Source organism: Desulfovibrio sp. An276 (assembly GCF_002159665.1).
Taxonomy (GTDB): Bacteria; Desulfobacterota; Desulfovibrionia; order Desulfovibrionales; family Desulfovibrionaceae; genus Desulfovibrio; species Desulfovibrio faecigallinarum.
In genome coordinates this window covers 1-868 of sequence record NZ_NFJC01000083.1, presented here as the reverse complement: position 1 = coordinate 868, position 868 = coordinate 1, and the positions used below count along the sequence as shown (strand labels likewise).

Genomic DNA, 868 nt, shown 5'->3' with positions numbered 1-868 from the left:
TGTGCCCGACGCAGAAGATGCCTCGGCCACGGTACACGAGTCAGGCCTCAATGCTGGCGGTACCGAAGCATCCACAGACAAGGAGATCACCAGCGGGGAAATCACGCTGACCCTGAACGGCGAGGCCGCGACAGTGACCATAGGCGGCAAGGAATTTGCCGTGGACGCCAGCGGCAACGCGAGCGTTGCGCCTGAAGGCGTTTCGATTGATACAGGCGAAGGGACGCTGCTTGTCACCGGTATCTCCGATGGCAAGGTGAGCTACACCTATACGCTGAAGGAACATCAGACCCATGCCCAGGGTGAGGGCAACAACACCATGACGGACGAGATCGCCATCAACGTGACAGACGCGACTGGCGACGAGGTCAATGGCAATCTTGCCATCACCATCGTGGACGATGTGCCAACCGCAAATAACGATGTCTTTACCCTGACAGAAGCGTCCGCGCAGAAGGGTGCGACAGATGGCGGCAATGTGCTGAGCAATGACTTGTTCGGCGCAGACGAGCCTGGCAGCAAGACCGTGACTTCCATAGAGGGAGGTACGCTTGGCGAGCCTGTACAGGGAAAGCACGGCGAGTTTACTCTGAACGCGGATGGCTCCTACAGCTACAAGCTGAACGAGGGGGTGAATATTCCGAAGGGCGAGACCTTTACGGAAACCTTCACCTATACCATCACGGACACGGACGGCGACACATCGCAGGCAACGATTACCATCAACATCACTGGTGACGAGAGCGTGCCGGTCATAAATGTGCCCGACGCAGAAGATGCCTCGGCCACGGTACACGAGTCAGGCCTCAATGCTGGCGGTACCGAAGCATCCACAGACAAGGAGATCACCAGCGGGGAAATCACGCTG

The 868-nt window shown here is 57.9% G+C and carries 1 protein-coding gene; it reads left to right on the top strand.

The genetic code is table 11. The annotated features are described in order from the left end of the window. On the top strand, window positions 1-868 hold an 868-nt coding region (locus B5F76_RS14300), incomplete at both ends, for a VCBS domain-containing protein (RefSeq protein ID WP_204218451.1).